An 18,491-nucleotide genomic window follows, 5' to 3' on the forward strand; every position below is an offset into this window, starting at 1 on the left:
TACTGCAGGGGGGACCCTGTGGGAGAGTAGGACGCCGCCGAACAATTCTTGAGGGAAGACCCCCGCACCGTACGGTGCGGGGGTCTTCTGCGTTTAGGGTCGGGGCATGCGCTATGACCTCGTCATCTTTGACAACGACGGTGTTCTCGTCGACAGCGAGCCCATTTCCAACCGCCTTCTCGCCGACTACCTCACCGAGCTCGGGCACCCCACGTCGTACGAGGACTCCATCCGCGACTACATGGGTTCCGCCATGCACCGTGTGCACGACCTCGTCGCGGAGCGGACCGGGCAGCGGTTGCCGGCGGACTTCGACGAGGTGTTCCACGCCCGGGTCTTCGCCGCCTTCGAGCGGGAGCTGAAGCCGGTGGTGGGTGCCGTGGACGTACTCGAGAGGCTGGCCGCGGACGCGGTGCCGTACTGCGTGGCCTCGTCCGGGAGCCATGAGCGGATCCGGGTGGGGCACCGGACGACGGGGCTCGACCGGTGGTTCGACGATGAGCGGATCTTCAGTTCGCAGGATGTGGGGCGGGGGAAGCCGGAGCCGGACCTGTTCCTGCACGCGGCCGAGCGGATGGGGGTCGCGCCCGACCGGTGCGTGGTCGTCGAGGACAGTCCGCTGGGCGTCCAGGCGGCGGTCGCGGCCGGGATGGACGTGTACGGGTTCACCGCGATGACGCCTGCGGAGAAGCTCGTCGGGGCCACCCGACTCTTCGGGGACATGCGGGAGTTGGCCGGGCTGCTCGACGGAATCCGGAACGGAGACCGGGACGGAGACCGGGACGGAAACTGAGCATGATTCATCTTTGACCGGATCTACCCACGAGTACGACGGAGCCCTACGCTCGCCGCCATGACTGATGTGCTGCGGCACGGCAGGGTCTCGCTGGCGTTCAGCTTCCTCGTCCAGGGCGTCGCCTTCGCTCTGCTCGTGACGCGGATTCCGGCCGTCCAGGACCGGTACGGGGTCTCCGACGCGCTGCTGCCCGTCTTCCTCGCCGCCGTTCCGATCCTGGCCGGCGTCGGGAGCGTCGCGACGGAGCGGCTGGTGAAGCGGGTGCCGCCGAGCCGGGTGCTGCGGTGGTCGCAGCCGGTGGTGCTGCTGGCGCTGCTCGGGGTCGGGACGGGGGACCACCTGGCCGGGCTGGGGATGGCGCTGGCCGCCTTCGGACTGGCGGTGGGGGCGCTGGACGCCTCGATGAACATGCTCGGGGTGAGCCTGCAGCGGGTGTACGGGCGCAGCATCATGCTCGGGTTCCACGCCGCGTACAGCCTGGGCGGGATCGTCGGGGCGTCGCTCGCCTGGGTGGGGGCGCACGGGGAGCTGGCGCTGTGGGTGTCGTATCTGCCGGTGGTACTGGTGCTGTTGCCGGCCGCGCTGGTCGGGAGCCGGTGGTACGTCGACGGGGGCGGCGAGCCGGAGCCGGCGGGCACGACCCCGGAGGGCGGGGCCGTCGGGCTTCGGTGGCTGGTGCCGTTCTGCCTGGTGATGACGGTGGCGTACATCGGGGACTCGACGGTGTCCAACTGGAGTGCGAAGTACCTCCAGGACGTGCTGGGGAGTTCGGAGCAGTCGGCGACCGTTCCGTACAACGTCTACATGGTCACCACGCTGCTGGGGCGGACGATCGGGGACGCCGGGGTGCGGCGGTTCGGGGCCGTCGCGGTCGTGCGGGCCGGTGCGCTGGTGGCGGCGGTGGGGTTCGCCGTGGTGGCCGGGGCGCCCGGGGCGTGGGTGGGGATGCTGGGGTTCACGCTGCTGGGGCTGGGGCTCTGCGTGCTGGTGCCGCAGACGTTCGCGGCGGCGGGGCGACACGCCTTCGAGCGGCACGGGCCGGGGGCCTCGGACGTGGCCGTGGCGCGTCTCAACGTCTTCAACTACGTGGGCTTCCTGATCGGTTCGCCGCTGGTCGGTGCGCTCGGCGACGCCTGGAGCTACCGCGGGGCGATGCTCGTGCCGATGGTGTTGGTCCTGGTGACGCTCGGGTACGCCAGGTCGTTCGCGCCTCAACCGGACCGATACGGTGGCGGGCATGAGCGGCCGCGCACAGCTGATGTGGGACGAGGCAGTAACGGGCTATGACTTCGGCCGGGACCATCCGATGGACCCGGTCCGGCTCGCGCTGACCCGGAGTCTGGTCCGGGCCCTCGGGCTCGACCGCGAGGTGGAGGTGGTCGCGGCGAAGGCGGCCGGGGAGTCGACGCTGCGGCTCGTCCACCGGGAGGACTACATCGACGCGGTGAAGGCCGCGTCGGCGGACCCGGGGTCGGCGGACCCGGCGTACGGGCTGGGGACGATGGACGATCCCGCGTTCGCCGGGATGCACGAGGTGTCGGCGCTGATCGCGGGGCAGTCGGTGGGGGCGGCGGAGGCGGTGTGGCGGGGGGAGGCGCTGCACGCGGTGAACTTCGCGGGCGGGCTGCACCACGCGATGCCGGGAGCCGCCTCCGGCTTCTGCGTGTACAACGACGCCTCGCTGGCCATCGCCCGGCTGCTGGAGCTGGGGGCCGAGCGGGTCGCGTACGTCGACGTCGACGTGCACCACGGGGACGGGGTGCAGGCGGCGTTCTGGGAGGACCCGCGGGTGCTGACGATCTCGCTGCACGAGCATCCGCGGACGCTGTTCCCGCAGACCGGCTGGCCGGAGGAGACGGGGGCGGAGGTCGCGGAGGGCGGTGCGGTCAACGTGGCCCTGCCGGCCGGGACCGGGGACGCCGGGTGGCTGCGGGCGTTCCACTCCGTCGTGCCGGAACTGATCGCCGACTTCCGGCCGCAGGTGCTGGTGACGCAGCACGGGGCCGACACCCACTTCGAGGATCCGCTGGCACACCTGGCGGTGTCGCTGGACGCGCAGCGCGCGGTGCAGACGGCCTGCCACGAACTGGCGCACACGTACGCCGACGGACGGTGGGTGGCGCTGGGGGGCGGTGGATACGCGGTGGTGGAGGTCGTTCCGCGGTCCTGGGCCCATCTGGTGGGGATCGCGGCCGGGCGGCCCGTGGACCCCGCGACGGTGATCCCCGAGGGCTGGCGGCAGGAGGTCTACGCCCGGACCCGGCAGCCGGCGCCGCGGCGGATGACCGACGGGCGGTGGCCGGTCTCCTGGGCCGCGTGGGAGGAGGGGTACGACCCGGCGGACCGTCTGGACCAGGCGATCCTGGCGACGCGACGCGCGGCGTTCCCGTTGCGGGGGCTGCTGGCGTAGGCCCGGGATCCGCGCGTGGGCGGGAGTCCGGGCGCGGGTGGGAGCCCAGGTGCGGGCGGGTCCGTTGCGTCGGCTCCGGTGGGTGCCGTGGGGAGTGGGGCCGGCGGGGGCCTTACGCCGACTGTGCGGTGTTCGGCGGTTCCGGGCGCGTCCGGCTCCCGTGTCCCGCACCATCGTGTTCGTGCCCGTGCCGACCACCGCCGACCTCCGTGCCCACCTCCTGACCGCCCGGCTCGCCGGGGTGGTGGGCACCACGCGGGAGGAGAGTCTGCGGAGCTACCGGCTGTTCGCCGCCCGGGATCCGCGGGTGCTGATCGGGTTGGACCCGGCAGGAGCATGGGGAGAACGGGAACTGCTCGCGCTGATGGCGGAGAGGTGCGGGGTCTCGGCCGACCCGGGGCACACCTCCGGCCACGATGTGATCGACCCCGAGCTGACCCTGACCGCCCTGGACGCCTGCGCGGGGCGGCTGGCGGCCGTCGCCCGGCGTGGTGCGCCCGTGCTCCTCGGCACCGGTCACCCGCACCGGCTGCTCGGTTTCTACGCCGCCCTCGCAGACGCCTTGTCGGCGGCGGGATGTGCCGTCCTCACCCCGGCGCAGGGTCGCTGTGTCGACATAACGACCCGGTTCGGTCTACGTACGTACAACCTCGACTACGTACGAGGAGTCGGACTCGTCCGCGGGGCCGCCCCGGAACGCCCCGGTTGTGAGCCCGGCGCACACACGCACTCCCCTCTCCCGGTTCGGGCCGCGCTCGACGCGGCCGCGGCGGCCGGCGGGCCGCTTCCGGAGTTGGTGATCGGGGACCACGGCTGGGCCTGCGGGGCAGGTCAGCTGGGGTTCGAGGCCGTCGCGCTGGCCGACGTGAACGACCCGGCCCCGTTCGTCGGGGAGGCCGAGGGCGCGGTGTCCGTCGTCGTTCCACTTGATGACGGCGTGCGGTCCGGTTACTACCTGCCGCTGACCCGCTACGTACTCAAACGAGCGTGTCTGTCACAGTAGGCCGCCGATGGGTGCACCTCTTCCCCACTCGCATCACCCGCCCCTACATTGGGGAGTGAGCACGCAGCGACGAAGAGTCACCGGAAGGGGAAGCCGGTGGCCGTCGAGTGCGGAAGGTTCAGGTGTGTCATGGCTGCAGCTGGCGAAAGGCCTCTGAACGAGGTTCAGTTCCTTACCGTGGCGGAAGTCGCCTCGGTGATGCGAGTGTCGAAGATGACCGTGTACCGGTTGGTGCACAGCGGTCATCTGCCCGCGATCCGGGTGGGGCGGTCCTTCCGCGTCCCGGAGCAAGCGGTTCACGAGTACCTCCGCGAGAGCTACGTGGGGGTGGAAACCGCCTGACGGCGTGTCGGGGAGCCCCGTTCAGGGCACTCGTGGGGCTCTCCGGTCACCTCGATTACGACCTCAGCGCTCGGGCGGGTAGGCTAGCCCCTCGTAGGTCGTGTGGGCCCATGGCGCCCAAACACCGAGTGATGAGAAGTGAGCGAGGGTAGTCGTGGGCTCTGTTATCAAGAAGCGGCGCAAGCGGATGGCCAAGAAGAAGCACCGCAAGCTGCTCAAGCGCACGCGCGTTCAGCGTCGCAACAAGAAGTAAGCGACAGCGCGGAAGCGTGTCCAGTGGCCCCCCACCGCACCTCGGTGGGGGGCCACTGCCGTTCGTACGTCCGGGGCCGTCGTCACTTCGCGCATCCGTCGGCCACCACAGAGCGACGGCGACCCGCTAGGTTGGCCGTCGGGAGCAGGTGAGAGGAAGGCGCTGGTCTTGGGAAGAGTCGTGCTCGTGACCGGAGTGGCCCGTCAGCTGGGAGGCCGCTTCGTCCGACGGATCCAGCGTGACCCCGAGGTGGACCGGGTCGTCGCGGTGGACGCCGTCCCGCCCGAGCACCACCTGGGCGGCGCAGACTTCGTCCAGGCCGACATCCGCCAGCCGACCATCGCGCGGGTGCTCGCCGAGTCGGGCGCCGACACGGTCGTCCACCTCGACGTCACGGGCACGCCGCTCGGCAGCGGCGGCCGGGCCACGCTCAAGGAGACCAACGTCATCGGCACCATGCAACTGCTCGGTGCCTGCCAGAAGTCCCCGAACGTCAAGCGCCTGGTCGTGAAGTCCAGCACGAACGTCTACGGCTCCGCGCCCCGCGACCCGGCGGTCTTCACCGAGACGACCCCGCCCAAGTCCCTGCCCAGCGGTGGCTTCGCGAAGGACACGGTCGAGGTCGAGGGGTACGTGCGCGGCTTCGCGCGGCGCCGCCCGGACGTCGCGGTGTGCGTGCTGAGGTTCGCCAACATCCTGGGCCCCGCCGCGGACAGCCCGCTCGCCGCGTACTTCTCGCTGCCGGTCCTGCCGACCGTGTTCGGCTACGACCCGCGGCTGCAGTTCGTGCACGAGGACGACGTGATCGAGGTGCTGCGGATCGGCTCGCACGAACCGAGGCGCGGCACGCTCAACAGCGGCACGTTCAACATCGCCGGTGACGGCGTCCTGCTGCTCTCCCAGTGCTCCCGGCGGCTCGGCCGGCCCACCGTGCCGCTGCTGCTCCCGGCGGTCACCTGGGCGGGTTCGCTGGTGCGTACGCTGGGGATGACGGATTTCTCGCCCGAGCAGATCCGGCTGCTCACGCACGGGCGGGTGGTGGCGACGGACCAGATGCGCGAGACGCTGGGCTTCACGCCGAGATACACGACTGCGGAAACGTTTGGGGACTTCGTGCGCAGCCGTGGTCCCGGGCTGCTTCCGCCCGAGGCCCTCGCCAGGGCCGTCGACCGGATCGCCGCGCTGCCCCTGCCGGGCAGCGGTCACCCCCCGGCGCAGAGCGCCGACTGAGGAGCGCAGCAACGATGGCGGACGCCAAGGTCATTCCGTTCGACGACGACCGCTCCCGCGGGGGCGCCGCGCAGCGCCCGCCGCGCCGCCGGGGCGGCGCGGGGAGCCGGCCCCCGGGCGTGCAGCCCGCGGCGGTGGGGGAGGTGCAGCCCCTGCCGGGCGTGGCGCCCGCGCGGGAGGGCACTCCCGGTACCCGTGGGGAAGAGCCGCCCCGGCAGCCGCCCCAGGGGCCGCCCCCGCGGCCGGCCGACGACGGCACCGGCGGACTGGAACGGCGTGTGGCGAGCGGCCTGGCCTTCCTGCGCCGCCGCCTCACCGGGGACTACGAGGTCGACGACTTCGGCTACGACGAGGAGCTCACCGACCAGGTCCTGATGTCCCTGCTGCGTCCGGTGTACGAGAAGTACTTCCGGGTGGAGGTGAAGGGCGTCGAGAACATCCCGGCGGAGGGCGGTGCCCTGATCGTCGCCAACCACTCCGGGACGTTGCCGTTGGACGGTCTGATGATGCAGGTCGCCGTGCACGACCACCACCCGGCCGGGCGCCACCTGCGGCTGCTCGCCGCCGACCTGGTGTTCGTGCTGCCGGTGGTGAACGAGCTCGCCCGGAAGCTCGGTCACACCCTGGCCTGTGCGGAGGACGCCGAACGCCTCCTCGGCCAGGGCGAGCTGGTGGGGGTGATGCCGGAGGGCTTCAAGGGCATCGGCAAGCCCTTCAGCGAGCGGTACAAGCTGCAGCGGTTCGGACGGGGCGGATTCGTGTCCACCGCGCTGCGCCGGGGCGTCCCGATCGTCCCGTGCTCGATCGTCGGGGCGGAGGAGATCTACCCGATGATCGGCAACGCGAAGACGCTGGCGCGGCTGCTGGGCTTCCCGTACTTCCCGCTGACGCCGACCTTCCCGTGGCTGGGGCCGCTCGGCGCGGTTCCGCTGCCCACGAAGTGGACCATCCAGTTCGGGGAGGCGATCCCGACGGACGGGTACCCGCCGGAGGCGGCGGAGGATCCGATGCTGATGTTCAACCTGACCGACCAGGTGCGGGAGCAGATCCAGCACACGCTGTACAAGCTCTTGGTACAGCGGCGGTCGGTGTTCTTCTAGGACTTCGGCGCTCTTCCGGGGGCCTCGGCACGACGTCGGGGGCGCCCCTCGGAAGGGGCGCCCCCGGGTGCTACTCCGCGTCCTCGCCGTCGATGCCCAGGCCCGGGAGCAGGCCGGGCAGGAGCGGCGGGAGGGTGATGTCGGGCGTGGGCGGCGGGGTGATGTCGCCCGGGTCCGGCGGTGAGGTGCCGGCGCCGCTCTCCCGGGGCGGGTCGAGCAGACCGCCGGTGTTGCCGCCGAGCAGGCCGTCGTCCTCGGCGTCGGCCCCGGCGGAGCTGCTGGGCCCGCGGCTGCCGGCGTCGCTCCCGCCGGAGGGACCGCTGCTGCCGTCGGCGCTGGGGGCCGGCGAGGACCCCGTGGCGGACGGGGCGCCGGATGTCGGACCGGGGCCGTGCCGCCGCCCGCCGTCGTCGTCCTCGGGGGACGGGGACGACGGGAGCAGGGACTGCAGCGGGGCGACGTCCTGCTCTATGGCGTCCATCACCGACGACACCTGCTCACTGACGTCCCCCAGCTGCACCGGCAGTCGGTCGCGCAGGGTGCCCCAGGTCTCGCGGTGCGACCGGGAGAAGGAGGAGAGCTCCCGCATGGGGCTCAGGGAGTCCGGGTCGCGCTCGTACGCCTCGCGCAGCAGGCGGTGGCCCTCGGAGGCGTCGTGCCGCATGCCGGACAGGGCGCGGCGGATCTCGCCGAGGGACTCGTGGTCCAGTGGTCCGCTGCGTCCGCGCTCCATCAGCCGACGGGCTTCGCCGAGGCGGGTGGAGGCGTGGTCGAGGTAGATCCGGCCGCGCTCGGTGTCGCCGTCGGCGAGGCCGAGTTCGACGTCCTCGATGCCGCGTTTGACGCCGTAGAGGGAGTCGCCGGGCAGGGCGTCGGAGCTGGCGGCGGCGATTCCGCCGAGGGCGCCGGCGGCGACGCCGACGCTGAGTCCGCCCGCGGTGAGCCCTTTGGCCAGTCGCGATCGTGGTCGCAGTCTGCCCAGGGGGGTCGCACGGTGTGCGCCCCGGGTCCGGCGCGAGCGCTGTTCGGGAACGGGTCGGCCCGTCGCCTCGCCCGCCGCGGTGCCTTCCTGGAGCATGGCCTCGAACGCGGCCACCAGCTGGGCCCGCTGGACGACCTTGACCTCGGGATCCAGCTCCGGCCCGGGCAGCGCGCCGAGACCGGAGGCGAGCGCGAGCATCCGTGCCCGCTCGCCCTCCGCGGCGGCCGGGGCCGGTGCCGATCCTTCGGACTGCTCGGCCGCCGTGCCCCGGGCGGACTGCTCCTCCAGGGCCTGGGCGAAGGCGTTCGCCCGCCGGTGCGCCGATACGTTCGCGATCACTGGCGGCACCTCCTCTCGTCATGACGGTCGACTCCCCAGGGGGTCCTGAGGGTTCCACACCCGACCGCGCCCACACGATCGAGTGATCGGAGCCGGTCGGGAGGTGACCACAGGGAGCCTGTATCCCGCACAACGAGCGGCGCGGCACCTGGGTTACGGACGCCGGACGACCGAATGAGGAACTCAACGAGGCCTCACGGAACGTGAGTTGAATGCGGCGGAGAGTGCTCCTCCGCACCGGCCGGCCCGGTCGCCCCCGGTCGGTCCGGTCAGCGTGCGTCGTCCGGGAGGAGCCGGGCGAGGGTGCGGACGGCCCGGTACTGGAGGGTCTTGATGGCACCCTCGTTCTTGCCCATGACGCGGGCGGTCTCGGCGACGGACAGACCCTGGAGGAATCGGAGCGTGACGCACTCCTGCTGTTGGGGGTTGAGTCGTCGTACGGCATCGAGGAGGGCGGCGTTGGACAGTGATTCGAGAACGGAGTCCTCGGGGGACCGTTCGACCTCGTTGGCGTCGAGCATCTCCCCGGTGGTGACCTCGAGCCGGAAGCGGCTGGACTTGAAGTGGTCGGCGACCAGGTTGCGGGCGATCGTCACGAGCCAGGCGCCGAAGTCGCGTCCCTGCCAGGTGAAGGTGCCGATACGGCGCAGGGCCCGCAGGAAGGTCTCGCTGGTGAGGTCCTCGGCGGTCGCCTTGCCGCCCACCCGGTAGTAGATGTACCGGTACACGGTGTCGCTGTACTGGTCGTAGAGCCGCCCGAAGGCGTCGGCCTCGCCGGCCTGGGCGCGCTCCACGAGGTCCATCATCCGGGCGCTGTCGCTGTCGGCGGCGGGACGGCGTGCGGCGGCCGGGCCGGAGGAGCGCCCTCGTCTGCCGACCGCCCGCCCGTCACCCGACCGCCGCCCCTCGGCGACGGCGCTGCGCGCCGGCACCTGCTCGAAGCCGTCGGCGAGGGCGTAGCACGGGCCGACGGGGGCGGTGGCGAATGCGGGGACGGTGTGCGCGGTGGGGACGATGCCGCGCAACATGTCTCGGGCTGTCGCGACTGTCGCGCGCAGCGTAGCCAGGCCCGAGGCGTCAACCCCGACGTGTGGGTACACGGGACTCCCAGAGGCAGAGCTTCCATCACGTGCAGTACCGGACCGTTCACCCGTCGTAGCGACGGAGGGGTACCGGTTTGCGTCTGAGGAGAATAACGCTTCGTGCAGGCGCTGCTACGCCCAGTTGCTCAAATCATCGATTACGTCGCTTCCGTAACCGGTTGACGCGCCCTCACGCACCGATTGGTGACTGGTTGTTGACCGGAATGCTTCGTATTCCGGTTCGGTACGGGACGAATTGTGGCCGTGTGCGGCCAACAGGACTGGGCAGAGGGGTTGCGGGGTACGGCAGTCGGATTGGCCGGGTTCCCCGGCGGGATGATGTTCCTGTTCCCGGACGATCGTTTCAGCGGCGTTTGCGGTGCAGGGCGATGGCCGCGGCCGTGCCGCCCGCCACCGCGCCCACGCCCGCCGCCGCGGGGATGCCGACCTTCGCCGCCTTGCGGCCGGTGCGGTAGTCGCGCAGCCGCCAGTCCATCCGGCGCGCGTGCTTGCGGAGCTTGGCGTCCGGGTTGATCGCGTACGGGTGGCCCACCAGCGACAGCATCGGGATGTCGTTGTGCGAGTCGCTGTACGCCGCGCAGCGGCTCAGGTCCAGCTCCTCCGCGAGCGCCAGCGCGCGCACCGCCTCCGCCTTGGCCGGCCCGTGCAGCGGCTCGCCCACGAGTTTGCCCGTGTACACGCCGTCGACCGACTCCGCCACCGTGCCCAGCGCCCCGGTCAGGCCCAGTCGGCGCGCGATCACCGTGGCGATCTCCACGGGGGCCGCCGTGACCAGCCAGACCCGCTGCCCCGCGTCCAGGTGCGCCTGGGCGAGCGCCCGCGTGCCCGGCCAGATCCGCTCGGCCATGTACTCGTCGTAGATCTCCTCGCCGATGGACTGCAGCTCGGAGACGCGGTGGCCCTGGACGATCGACAGCGCCGAGTCGCGGGCCTCCTGCATGTGCTCGGGGTCCTCGACGCCCGCCAGTCGGAACCACGTCTGCTGCCAGGCGAACCGCACCAGCTCGCGGGTCTCGAAGAACTTCCGCTTGTACAGGCCCCGGCCGAAGTGGAACAGGGCCGCGCCCTGCATCACCGTGTTGTCCAGGTCGAAGAACGCGGCGGCCCGGTCGTCGCCGGGAACCGGGAACTCCGGTTCCCGGTCGGAAACGTCCTGGGTGGATTTGCGTGCGGCCTCCGCCGAGGCCTCGCCTGCCAAAACGCTCCGCGCCGTGGCGGAGCGCCTACGGGGAGTGAGCCATCCGAGAGCGGCCATGGCGTGAGCATAGCCAGTCCACCGGGCGGTTCCGGATCCGAGAGGTTCGAACGTCGTGAACTCCGCGTGTCCGTGTCGTCGACGGCCGCGCGACAATGGCCGGTATGAGCCCCCTCTTCCGCCGCAACGGCCAGACCGCCCCGCAGGACCGGCTCGTCACCCTCGTCCGCAAGCCCGGCTGCCACCTGTGCGACGACGCGCAGGTGGTGGTGGAGAAGGTGTGCGGTGAGCTCGGCGTCCGCTGGGAGCAGAAGGACATCACCCAGGACTCCGCCCTGTACGAGCAGTACTGGGAGCAGATCCCCGTCGTGCTCGTCGACGGCCGGCAGCACACCTTCTGGCGCGTGGACGAGCACCGCCTCCGCAGGGCCCTCGCCGACTCCTGACGCTCCGGGGCCCTCGTCGGCTCCCGGTGCTTCCGGCCGCCCGGACGATCAACTGACCGACCAGTCCAAACTGCCGGGAAAGTCGCTTAGGATCGATGGTGACTTGGTCTCGGGGGCGGGATTCACGGAGGAGGGTGGGCGGTTTTGCCCCCAGAAGTTAAGGAACAGCGGCGCGGGTGTGCCGGTTCCTTGCGGCGACCCCGAGGTTTCGTGACCCCGGTCACGTTGGCCGGACAAATCGGACACCATCTTTGTGCACGCGTTCACAAAGACATAGCCTGCATCCGACGGGGCGGTCCGGGGACGTATGACCGCCTGAAGCCCCGCTCTACCCGCAGGAGCACCGTGGCAACTGGCCGAACTCACCGACCGGCGACCCGTAGCCGAGGGATTCCCGAGGCCACCGTCGCCCGCCTTCCGCTGTACCTCCGCGCCCTCACCGCGCTCTCCGAGCGCTCGGTGCCCACGGTCTCCTCGGAGGAGCTGGCGGCCGCCGCGGGGGTCAACTCCGCGAAGCTGCGCAAGGACTTCTCCTACCTGGGCTCCTACGGGACCAGGGGCGTCGGCTACGACGTCGAGTATCTCGTGTACCAGATCTCCCGCGAACTGGGCCTCACCCAGGACTGGCCGGTCGTGATCGTCGGTATCGGCAACCTCGGCGCCGCCCTCGCCAACTACGGCGGGTTCGCCTCCCGCGGCTTCCGCGTCGCCGCGCTGATCGACGCCGACCCCGCGATGGCCGGGAAGCCCGTCGCCGGGATCCCGGTGCAGCACACCGACGAGCTCGAGTCGATCATCCGGGACAACGGCGTGTCGATCGGCGTGATCGCCACTCCCGCCGGCGCCGCCCAGCAGGTCTGCGACCGGCTCGTGGCCGCCGGCGTCACCTCCATCCTCAACTTCGCCCCCACCGTGCTGTCGGTTCCGGACGGCGTGGACGTGCGCAAGGTGGACCTCTCCATCGAGCTGCAGATCCTCGCCTTCCACGAGCAGCGCAAGGCCGGCGAGGAGGCCGCGGCCGGGGTCGCCGCCCAGGCCGCCGGAACCACCGCCGTCCCGGCCGCCGCCCGCGAGGAGTCCTCCGCCACCGACCAGGGACCCGACGGGGACGTTCCCGCCGTGATGCCGGCATGAGTCTCCTCGTCGTCGGACTGAGCCACCGCAGCGCCCCGGTCAGCGTGCTGGAGCGGGCCTCGCTGAACGCGGACGCGCAGGTCAAGCTCCTGCAGGACACGGTCGCCGCCGAACCGGCCACCGAGGCCGCGGTGCTCGCCACCTGCAACCGCATCGAGCTGTACGCCGACGTGGACAAGTTCCACGCCGGTGTCGCCGAGCTGTCCACGCTGCTCGCCCAGCACAGCGGGGTCGGCCTGGAGGAGCTCACTCCTTATCTCTATGTGCACTACGAGGACCGGGCCGTCCACCACCTGTTCTCGGTGGCCTGCGGTCTGGACTCGATGGTCGTGGGCGAGGGCCAGATCCTCGGCCAGATCAAGGACTCCCTCGCCCGCGCCCAGGAGCTGCACACCGCCGGGCGGCTGCTGAACGACCTGTTCCAGCAGGCGCTCCGGGTCGGCAAGCGCGCCCACTCCGAGACCGGCATCGACCGCGCCGGGCAGTCCCTGGTCACCTTCGGCCTGGAGCAGCTCGCCCTCGGCACGGCCGTCGAGAGCTGGGCCCGGGGCAAGAAGGCCCTGGTCATCGGCGCCGGTTCGATGTCCTCGCTGGCCGCGGCCACCCTCGCGCGCTCCGGTGTCGCCGAGGTCGTCGTCGCCAACCGCACGCACGCGCGGGCCGAGCGCCTCGCACAGATACTGACCGAGGGCGACGACACGGACGTACGGGCCCGCGCGGTGCCGATGGACTCGGTGCCGGACGAACTGACACGTGCCGACGTCGTCGTCTCCTGCACCGGCGCGACCGGGCTCGTCCTGACGGCCGACGCGATCGCCGCGGGGGTCGAGAGCCGTACCGGGGAGCCGCCGGCCACCGCGCCCGCCCCGGAGGCGGAGGCCGTGCTGCCGCCCGCTCCCGTCGGCGCCGAGGAGGGCTGCCCGCTGGACCTGTCCGCCGTGCAGCCCGGCTTCTCCGTCATGGGCGAGGCGGCCGTCGCCGGCATGGACGCGGCGACGCTGGAGCAGCACGCCGCGTGGGTGGCGGGCGGCACCGTCGACCGCCGGGAGACTTCCCGCAGCGGCCTCGAGGCCGACGCCGAGCTGATCGGCGCGCTGGCCGCGGCCGCGTCGACCGTCGGCCGGATCCCCGAGCGGCGCCGCCCGGAGCCGGTGGCCGAGCCGCCGCGCCCGGAGCCCGTGCTGTTCCTGCTCGACCTCGCGATGCCGCGCGACATCGACGCGGCCGTGCACCGCCTCGCCGGTGTCCGGCTGGTCGACATCGAATCGCTCGCGGAGGCCTCCGCGGACGCTCCGATGGCTGCCGATGTGGACCAGGTCCGGCGTATCGTCTCCGATGAGGTCGCGGCGTTCGGGGCGGCGCAGCGGGCCGCGCACATCACGCCGACCGTGGTCGCCCTGCGCACCATGGCCGCCGATGTGGTGGCCGGCGAGATCGCCCGTCTGGAGGGGCGGCTGCCCGGCCTCGACGACAAGCACCGCGCGGAGATCACGCAGACCGTGCGGCGGGTGGTCGACAAGCTGCTGCACGCCCCGACCGTGCGGGTCAAGCAGCTCGCGGCCGAGCCCGGCGGCGCCGGGTACGCCGACGCGCTGCGCACCCTGTTCGACCTCGACCCCGAGACGGTGGCCTCCGTCTCCCGGGCCGGGGAAAGCACCGAGAAGAACCCAGAGAACCGAGGGCCGGCATGACTGAGAAGGCACTGAGGCTGGGGACCAGGCGCAGCAAGCTCGCCATGGCCCAGTCCGGGCAGGTGGCGGAAGCCGTGAGCCAGGTGACCGGACGGCCCGTCGAGCTCGTCCCGGTCACCACGTACGGCGACACCTCGCGCGAGCACCTCGCGCAGATCGGCGGCACGGGCGTGTTCGTGGCCGCGCTGCGGGAGGCGCTGGCGCGAGGCGAGGTGGACTTCGCGGTGCACTCCCTGAAGGACATCCCGACCACGCAGCCCGACGAGCTGGTCGTGGCCGCCGTCCCGGTGCGCGAGGACCCGCGCGACGTGCTGGTCACCCGCGACGCGCTCAAGCTCACCGACCTGCCGCGCGGTGCCCGCGTCGGCACCGGTTCGCCGCGCCGCATGGCGCAGCTGAACGCGTACGCCCGCGCCCACGGCATGGAGATCGAGACGGTGCCGATCCGCGGGAACGTCGACACCCGGATCGGATACGTGCACAGCGGTGAGCTGGACGCCGTCGTGCTGGCCGCCGCCGGCCTGAACCGGGTCGGCCGCAGCGACGAGGTGACCGACTTCCTGTCGGTCGACACGGTTCTGCCCGCCCCCGGCCAGGGGGCCCTGGCGGTCGAATGCACCGCGGACAACGCTCCGCTGATCGCCGCGCTCGCCGAGCTCGACGACCCGTTCACGCGGGCCGCCGTGACGGCCGAGCGTTCCCTGCTCGCCGCCCTGGAGGCCGGTTGCAGCGCCCCCGTGGGCGCGTTGGCCGACCTTCTGGCCGACGGGCAGACTGTCAAGGAAATGCGCCTGCGCGGCGTCGTCGGCACGACCGACGGCTCCACGCTGGTGCAGCTGTCCACCACCGGTCCCGTGCCCGAGACGCACGAGGCGGCGACGGCGCTCGGTCGCGAACTCGCCACCGAGATGCTGGCGCAGGGCGCGGCCGGTCTGATGGGGGAGCGAGCACTTTGAGCCCCACCACTCTTCCCGCCCCTCCGGAACACGGGCACGTCACCTTCCTCGGTGCCGGACCCGGGGATCCGGGACTGCTGACCCTGCGCGCCGTGGAGGCACTGGCCAACGCGGACGTCCTCGTCGCCGAGCACGAGGTGCTCGACGTCGTACGCCCGCACGCCAGGCAGGGCGTCGCCGAGGTGCACACGGACACGGACGCGTCGGCTTCCTCCGCGTCGTCCGCCCCGGGCACGGGCACGGGCACGCCCCAGCTGACGGTCGTCGATGGCGCGTCAACAACCGCCGGTGTCCCCGCAGTGAGGGATGCCGCACATCTTGTCATGGAGGCCGCGCGGGGCGGCAGGCGGGTCGTGCGTGCGGTGACCGGTGACCCCGGGCTCGACGTGTACGCCGCCGAGGAGATGCTGGCGTGCGCCGCGGCCGGGGTGCCCTTCGAGGTCGTCCCCGGCATCGCGACCGCGGTCGGCGTGCCCGCGTACGCCGGTGTGCCGCTGCGGGACGCCGAGGGCGCGGACGTGCGGTTCGTGGACGCGCGCACGGCCTCCGACCGGTGCTGGACGGAGGTCGGTGCGTCGGACGGCACGGTGGTCGTCTCCACCACGCTCGACTCCGTGGCCGCCGCGGCGGGCGAACTGGTGTCCGCCGGACGCAAGCCCGACACCCCGATGACGGTGACCGTCGCCGGGACGACGACCCGGCAGCGCACCTGGACGGCGACGCTCGGCACGATCGCGCAGACGCTGAAGCAGGCGAAGGTGCTGCCCTCCCCGGAGGGCGGCCGACCGGTGATAGCCGTGGTCGGTGAGCGTTCCTCCGCCGCCCAGCGCGACCGGCTGGCGTGGTTCGAGTCCAAGCCGCTGTTCGGCTGGAAGGTCCTCGTCCCGCGCACGAAGGAGCAGGCGGCGTCGCTCTCCGACCAGCTGCGGTCGTACGGGGCCGTGCCGCACGAGGTGCCGACCATCGCCGTCGAGCCGCCGCGCACGCCCCAGCAGATGGAGCGGGCGGTCAAGGGCCTGGTCACGGGCCGCTACGAGTGGATCGCGTTCACGTCGGTCAACGCGGTGAAGGCGGTCCGGGAGAAGTTCGAGGAGTACGGGCTCGACGCCCGCGCCTTCGCCGGGATCAAGGTCGCCGCGGTCGGCGAGCAGACCGCGAACGCGCTGATCGCCTTCGGCGTGAAGCCGGACCTGGTGCCGAGCGGCGAGCAGTCGGCGGCGGGGTTGCTGGAGGACTGGCCTCCGTACGACCCGGTCTTCGACCCGATCGACCGCGTCTTCCTGCCGCGCGCCGACATCGCCACGGAGACGCTGGTCGCCGGGCTCATCGAGCTGGGCTGGGAGGTCGACGACGTCACGGCGTACCGGACCGTGCGCGCCTCGCCGCCTCCGGCGGAGACCCGCGAGGCGATCAAGGGCGGCGGCTTCGACGCGGTGCTGTTCACGTCGTCCTCGACGGTGCGGAACCTGGTGGGCATCGCGGGCAAGCCGCACAACGTGACGGTGATCGCCTGCATCGGCCCGGCCACGGCCAAGACGGCCGAGGAACACGGCCTGCGGGTCGACGTGATGGCTCCCGAGCCGTCCGTCCACAAGCTGGCGGAGGCCCTGGCCGACTTCGGCGCGCGGCGCCGGCTGGCCGCGCTGGAGGCCGGCGACCCGGTGACCCGGCCGAGCGAGCGGCGGCCGGGGGCGCGGAGGCGCCGGTCGACGACCTGAGGTCGTGGACGCGTGAAGTGGTGGCGGGGCGTGCCCGAGGGCGCGCCCCGCCACCGTGCTTTCGGGTGCGCGCCCGTGCGGTGACCCGTCAACGCCCGGAGGCGTACGGCAGGAAGGCCGCCCAGGTGGTGGGGGCGAGGGCGAGGCGGGGGCCGTCGGGGTTCTTGGAGTCGCGGACGTGGATCGTGCCGGGGGTGCTGGCGACCTCTACGCATGAGGGGCCGTCGTCCGAGCTGTAGCTGCTCTTTATCCACTCCAGCTTGCCGTCGGCTCCGTCGGAGGGCTTGAGGGTCATGACTCTCCCAGCACTTTCTCGATGAAGGCCAGCGACTCTCGTGGGGTGAGAGCCTGCGCCCGGATGATCCCATAGCGCATGTCGAGAATCGTGGTCTCCTTCGGGTCGGTGATCACGCGGTTGGTGAGCTGGATCTCGTTGAGACCCACGGCCGCACCGTCCTTGAGCTTGAGCAGCCGGAAGGGGCTGCCGAGACCCGAGTTCTCCTCCCGGTTCAGAGGCAGCACCTGTAGATCGACGTTCCGCAGCCGGGCCACTTCCGACAACCGTTCGAGCTGGCTGCGCATCACCATCTTGCCCCCGATCAAGCGGCGCAGCGTCGCCTCACACAGCACGAAGCTGAAGAGCGGACGAGCCGTGGGGGCGTGGAAGATCTCCTGACGATCCAGGCGGGCGGCCACCCGCTGCTCCAACTCCTCTTCGGTGAACTGCGGTCGTCGGGAGCCGAAGACGGCCCGCGCGTATGCCTCGGTCTGCAGCAGCCCGTCGACGACGGAGTTGTTGTAGGAGCAGATCTCGACGGCCTCCGCCTCCAGGCGCTTCACGTCCCGCACCTTCTTCGGGTACCGGGCTTCCGCCACGTCCCCCTTCATCGCGGCGATCTTCCCGCCCGCTCCCAACACCTCGTCCGCCGCGTCCAGGTACTCCGGCCGGGGGATCCGCCGTCCCCGCTCCACGGAGGAGACCAGCTCCTCCCCGTACCCGATGGCCGCCCCGAACTCCGCCTGGGTGAGGCCGGCCGCCTCCCGCCACAGCTTCAACTGCCGTACCACCGTCCGCATGACGGCCCCGGCCTCCTCGTCGTCCAGCCCTGCTTCCCACCCGCTCATGCCCGTCGCCCTCCCGCCGCGCGCCCTTCCCCGGACCAACCCCGGCCCTCCGCGCACGGTCACCCCGGGCAGCCCGGACGGAACCGGACGCATCACGGACAGCCGTCGGTCGCACGGGTCACCCGCCTTCACAGCGTACGCATGCGCGAACACCCTGAGTGACGTGAATCAGGAAATCGCCGCACCGCGGACCCCGCTCCACCAGTTCACCGTGCCGCTCTCCGCCACCCGCCGGGGCGCCCGCCTCGCCCGGCTGCTCGCCGCCGGGCAACTGCGCTCCTGGGAACTGCCGCTCGATCCGGCCCGGTCGATCGTCGCCGAACTCGCGGCGAACGCCGTCGTGCACGGCAGGGTTCCCGGGCGCGGCTTCCGCCTCGCCCTCACGGTCACCGCGTGCGGGGTGCTGCGCATCGAGGTGACCGACGCCAGGGGCGAGAGCGTGCCCGTGCGCCGGAGCGTCCTGCCGGAGCCCGCCGACTCGGGCCACGGCCTGCTGCTGGTCGAGGAACTGGCGGACCGCTGGGGCGTGCTGCCGGGGCCGGTGCCGTGCAAGACCGTGTGGGCCGAGCTGGAGCCCGGCGGCCTCCGGTGACCTCAGCGGCAGGGCGCGTCGATGTCCTCGGCGAAGGCCGGGAACTCGGCCCGGGCCCCGGTGATGTCTGCTCGTG

19 protein-coding genes are annotated in these 18,491 nt (G+C 72.2%); 14 read left to right on the forward strand and 5 right to left on the reverse strand.

What is annotated here, in order from left to right:
• The first annotated feature begins 106 nt into the window (after positions 1-106).
• The 8 genes from FHS37_RS36835 to FHS37_RS36870 all read left to right on the forward strand — a co-directional run bounded on the left by FHS37_RS36835 (position 107) and on the right by FHS37_RS36870 (position 7,134).
• A complete protein-coding gene (locus FHS37_RS36835; protein WP_184829365.1) occupies positions 107-793 on the forward strand; it encodes an HAD family hydrolase in 687 nt (228 codons plus the stop codon).
• Positions 794-853: 60 nt separating this feature from the next.
• Positions 854-2,083: an MFS transporter gene (locus FHS37_RS36840; protein ID WP_184829367.1), complete on the forward strand. Its 1,230-nt coding sequence runs from the start codon at positions 854-856 to the stop codon at positions 2,081-2,083.
• Positions 2,034-3,206, forward strand: coding sequence for an acetoin utilization protein AcuC (locus tag FHS37_RS36845; protein WP_184829369.1), 1,173 nt, complete (start codon positions 2,034-2,036; stop codon positions 3,204-3,206). Before FHS37_RS36840 ends, FHS37_RS36845 begins: the two co-directional genes overlap by 50 nt.
• A 187-nt stretch (positions 3,207-3,393) precedes the next feature.
• A complete protein-coding gene (locus tag FHS37_RS36850; RefSeq protein ID WP_184829425.1) occupies positions 3,394-4,209 on the forward strand; it encodes a phosphatase in 816 nt (271 codons plus the stop codon).
• A 129-nt stretch (positions 4,210-4,338) separates the two neighbouring features.
• Positions 4,339-4,551 carry a helix-turn-helix domain-containing protein gene (locus FHS37_RS36855; protein WP_004984898.1) on the forward strand — a complete coding sequence of 71 codons (213 nt, stop codon included), beginning with the start codon at positions 4,339-4,341 and terminating at the stop codon, positions 4,549-4,551.
• A gap of 154 nt (positions 4,552-4,705) precedes the next feature.
• Complete coding sequence (locus FHS37_RS36860) at positions 4,706-4,804, forward strand: 30S ribosomal protein bS22 (protein WP_003948845.1); 99 nt, start codon at positions 4,706-4,708, stop codon at positions 4,802-4,804.
• A 168-nt stretch (positions 4,805-4,972) separates the two neighbouring features.
• Positions 4,973-6,034, forward strand: a complete 1,062-nt coding sequence (locus FHS37_RS36865) for an NAD-dependent epimerase/dehydratase family protein (protein ID WP_184829371.1) — start codon at positions 4,973-4,975, stop codon at positions 6,032-6,034.
• A gap of 14 nt (positions 6,035-6,048) precedes the next feature.
• Positions 6,049-7,134, forward strand: coding sequence for a lysophospholipid acyltransferase family protein (locus FHS37_RS36870; RefSeq protein WP_184829373.1), 1,086 nt, complete (start codon positions 6,049-6,051; stop codon positions 7,132-7,134).
• A gap of 70 nt (positions 7,135-7,204) precedes the next feature.
• Here the strand turns inward: FHS37_RS36870 and FHS37_RS36875 are convergent, their stop codons facing one another.
• From FHS37_RS36875 to FHS37_RS36885, 3 genes are all read right to left on the reverse strand, one after another.
• Positions 7,205-8,455 (reverse strand): DUF5667 domain-containing protein, encoded by a 1,251-nt coding sequence (locus FHS37_RS36875; RefSeq protein WP_184829375.1) that lies wholly within the window; start codon positions 8,453-8,455, stop codon positions 7,205-7,207.
• 269 nt (positions 8,456-8,724) lie between these two features.
• The gene (locus FHS37_RS36880) at positions 8,725-9,555 is read right to left on the reverse strand and encodes an ECF subfamily RNA polymerase sigma factor, BldN family (protein ID WP_184829377.1); all 831 of its coding nucleotides are present in this window, start codon (positions 9,553-9,555) and stop codon (positions 8,725-8,727) included.
• A gap of 346 nt (positions 9,556-9,901) precedes the next feature.
• Positions 9,902-10,813, reverse strand: a complete 912-nt coding sequence (locus FHS37_RS36885; protein WP_184829379.1) for an HAD family hydrolase — start codon at positions 10,811-10,813, stop codon at positions 9,902-9,904.
• Positions 10,814-10,908: 95 nt separating this feature from the next.
• Here FHS37_RS36885 and FHS37_RS36890 point away from each other — a divergent pair, with 95 nt between their 5' ends.
• The 5 genes from FHS37_RS36890 to FHS37_RS36910 all read left to right on the forward strand — a co-directional run bounded on the left by FHS37_RS36890 (position 10,909) and on the right by FHS37_RS36910 (position 16,698).
• Positions 10,909-11,199 carry a glutaredoxin family protein gene (locus tag FHS37_RS36890; protein WP_184829381.1) on the forward strand — a complete coding sequence of 97 codons (291 nt, stop codon included), beginning with the start codon at positions 10,909-10,911 and terminating at the stop codon, positions 11,197-11,199.
• Positions 11,200-11,544: 345 nt separating this feature from the next.
• A complete protein-coding gene (locus FHS37_RS36895; protein ID WP_184829383.1) occupies positions 11,545-12,333 on the forward strand; it encodes a redox-sensing transcriptional repressor Rex in 789 nt (262 codons plus the stop codon).
• The gene (locus FHS37_RS36900; protein ID WP_184829385.1) at positions 12,330-14,024 is read left to right on the forward strand and encodes a glutamyl-tRNA reductase; all 1,695 of its coding nucleotides are present in this window, start codon (positions 12,330-12,332) and stop codon (positions 14,022-14,024) included. Before FHS37_RS36895 ends, FHS37_RS36900 begins: the two co-directional genes overlap by 4 nt.
• Positions 14,021-14,980: a hydroxymethylbilane synthase gene (gene hemC, locus FHS37_RS36905; RefSeq protein ID WP_184829387.1), complete on the forward strand. Its 960-nt coding sequence runs from the start codon at positions 14,021-14,023 to the stop codon at positions 14,978-14,980. Before FHS37_RS36900 ends, hemC begins: the two co-directional genes overlap by 4 nt.
• The gene (locus tag FHS37_RS36910; RefSeq protein ID WP_184829389.1) at positions 14,977-16,698 is read left to right on the forward strand and encodes a bifunctional uroporphyrinogen-III C-methyltransferase/uroporphyrinogen-III synthase; all 1,722 of its coding nucleotides are present in this window, start codon (positions 14,977-14,979) and stop codon (positions 16,696-16,698) included. The genes hemC and FHS37_RS36910 overlap by 4 nt, the downstream gene beginning before the upstream one ends.
• 88 nt (positions 16,699-16,786) lie before the next feature.
• On the opposite strand, the gene FHS37_RS36915 is transcribed toward FHS37_RS36910, so the two are convergent.
• Positions 16,787-16,993: a DUF397 domain-containing protein gene (locus FHS37_RS36915; protein WP_184829391.1), complete on the reverse strand. Its 207-nt coding sequence runs from the start codon at positions 16,991-16,993 to the stop codon at positions 16,787-16,789.
• Positions 16,990-17,823, reverse strand: a complete 834-nt coding sequence (locus FHS37_RS36920) for a helix-turn-helix domain-containing protein (RefSeq protein WP_184829393.1) — start codon at positions 17,821-17,823, stop codon at positions 16,990-16,992. Before FHS37_RS36920 ends, FHS37_RS36915 begins: the two co-directional genes overlap by 4 nt.
• A 163-nt stretch (positions 17,824-17,986) precedes the next feature.
• Between FHS37_RS36920 and FHS37_RS36925 the strand changes: the two genes are divergently transcribed.
• On the forward strand, positions 17,987-18,415 hold the full coding sequence (locus FHS37_RS36925; protein WP_184829395.1) for an ATP-binding protein: 429 nt from the start codon (positions 17,987-17,989) through the stop codon (positions 18,413-18,415).
• The last annotated feature ends 76 nt before the right edge of the window (positions 18,416-18,491 follow it).

Origin of the sequence: Streptomyces griseomycini (assembly GCF_014203535.1) — a bacterium.
Lineage (GTDB): Bacteria > Actinomycetota > Actinomycetes > Streptomycetales > Streptomycetaceae > Streptomyces > Streptomyces griseomycini.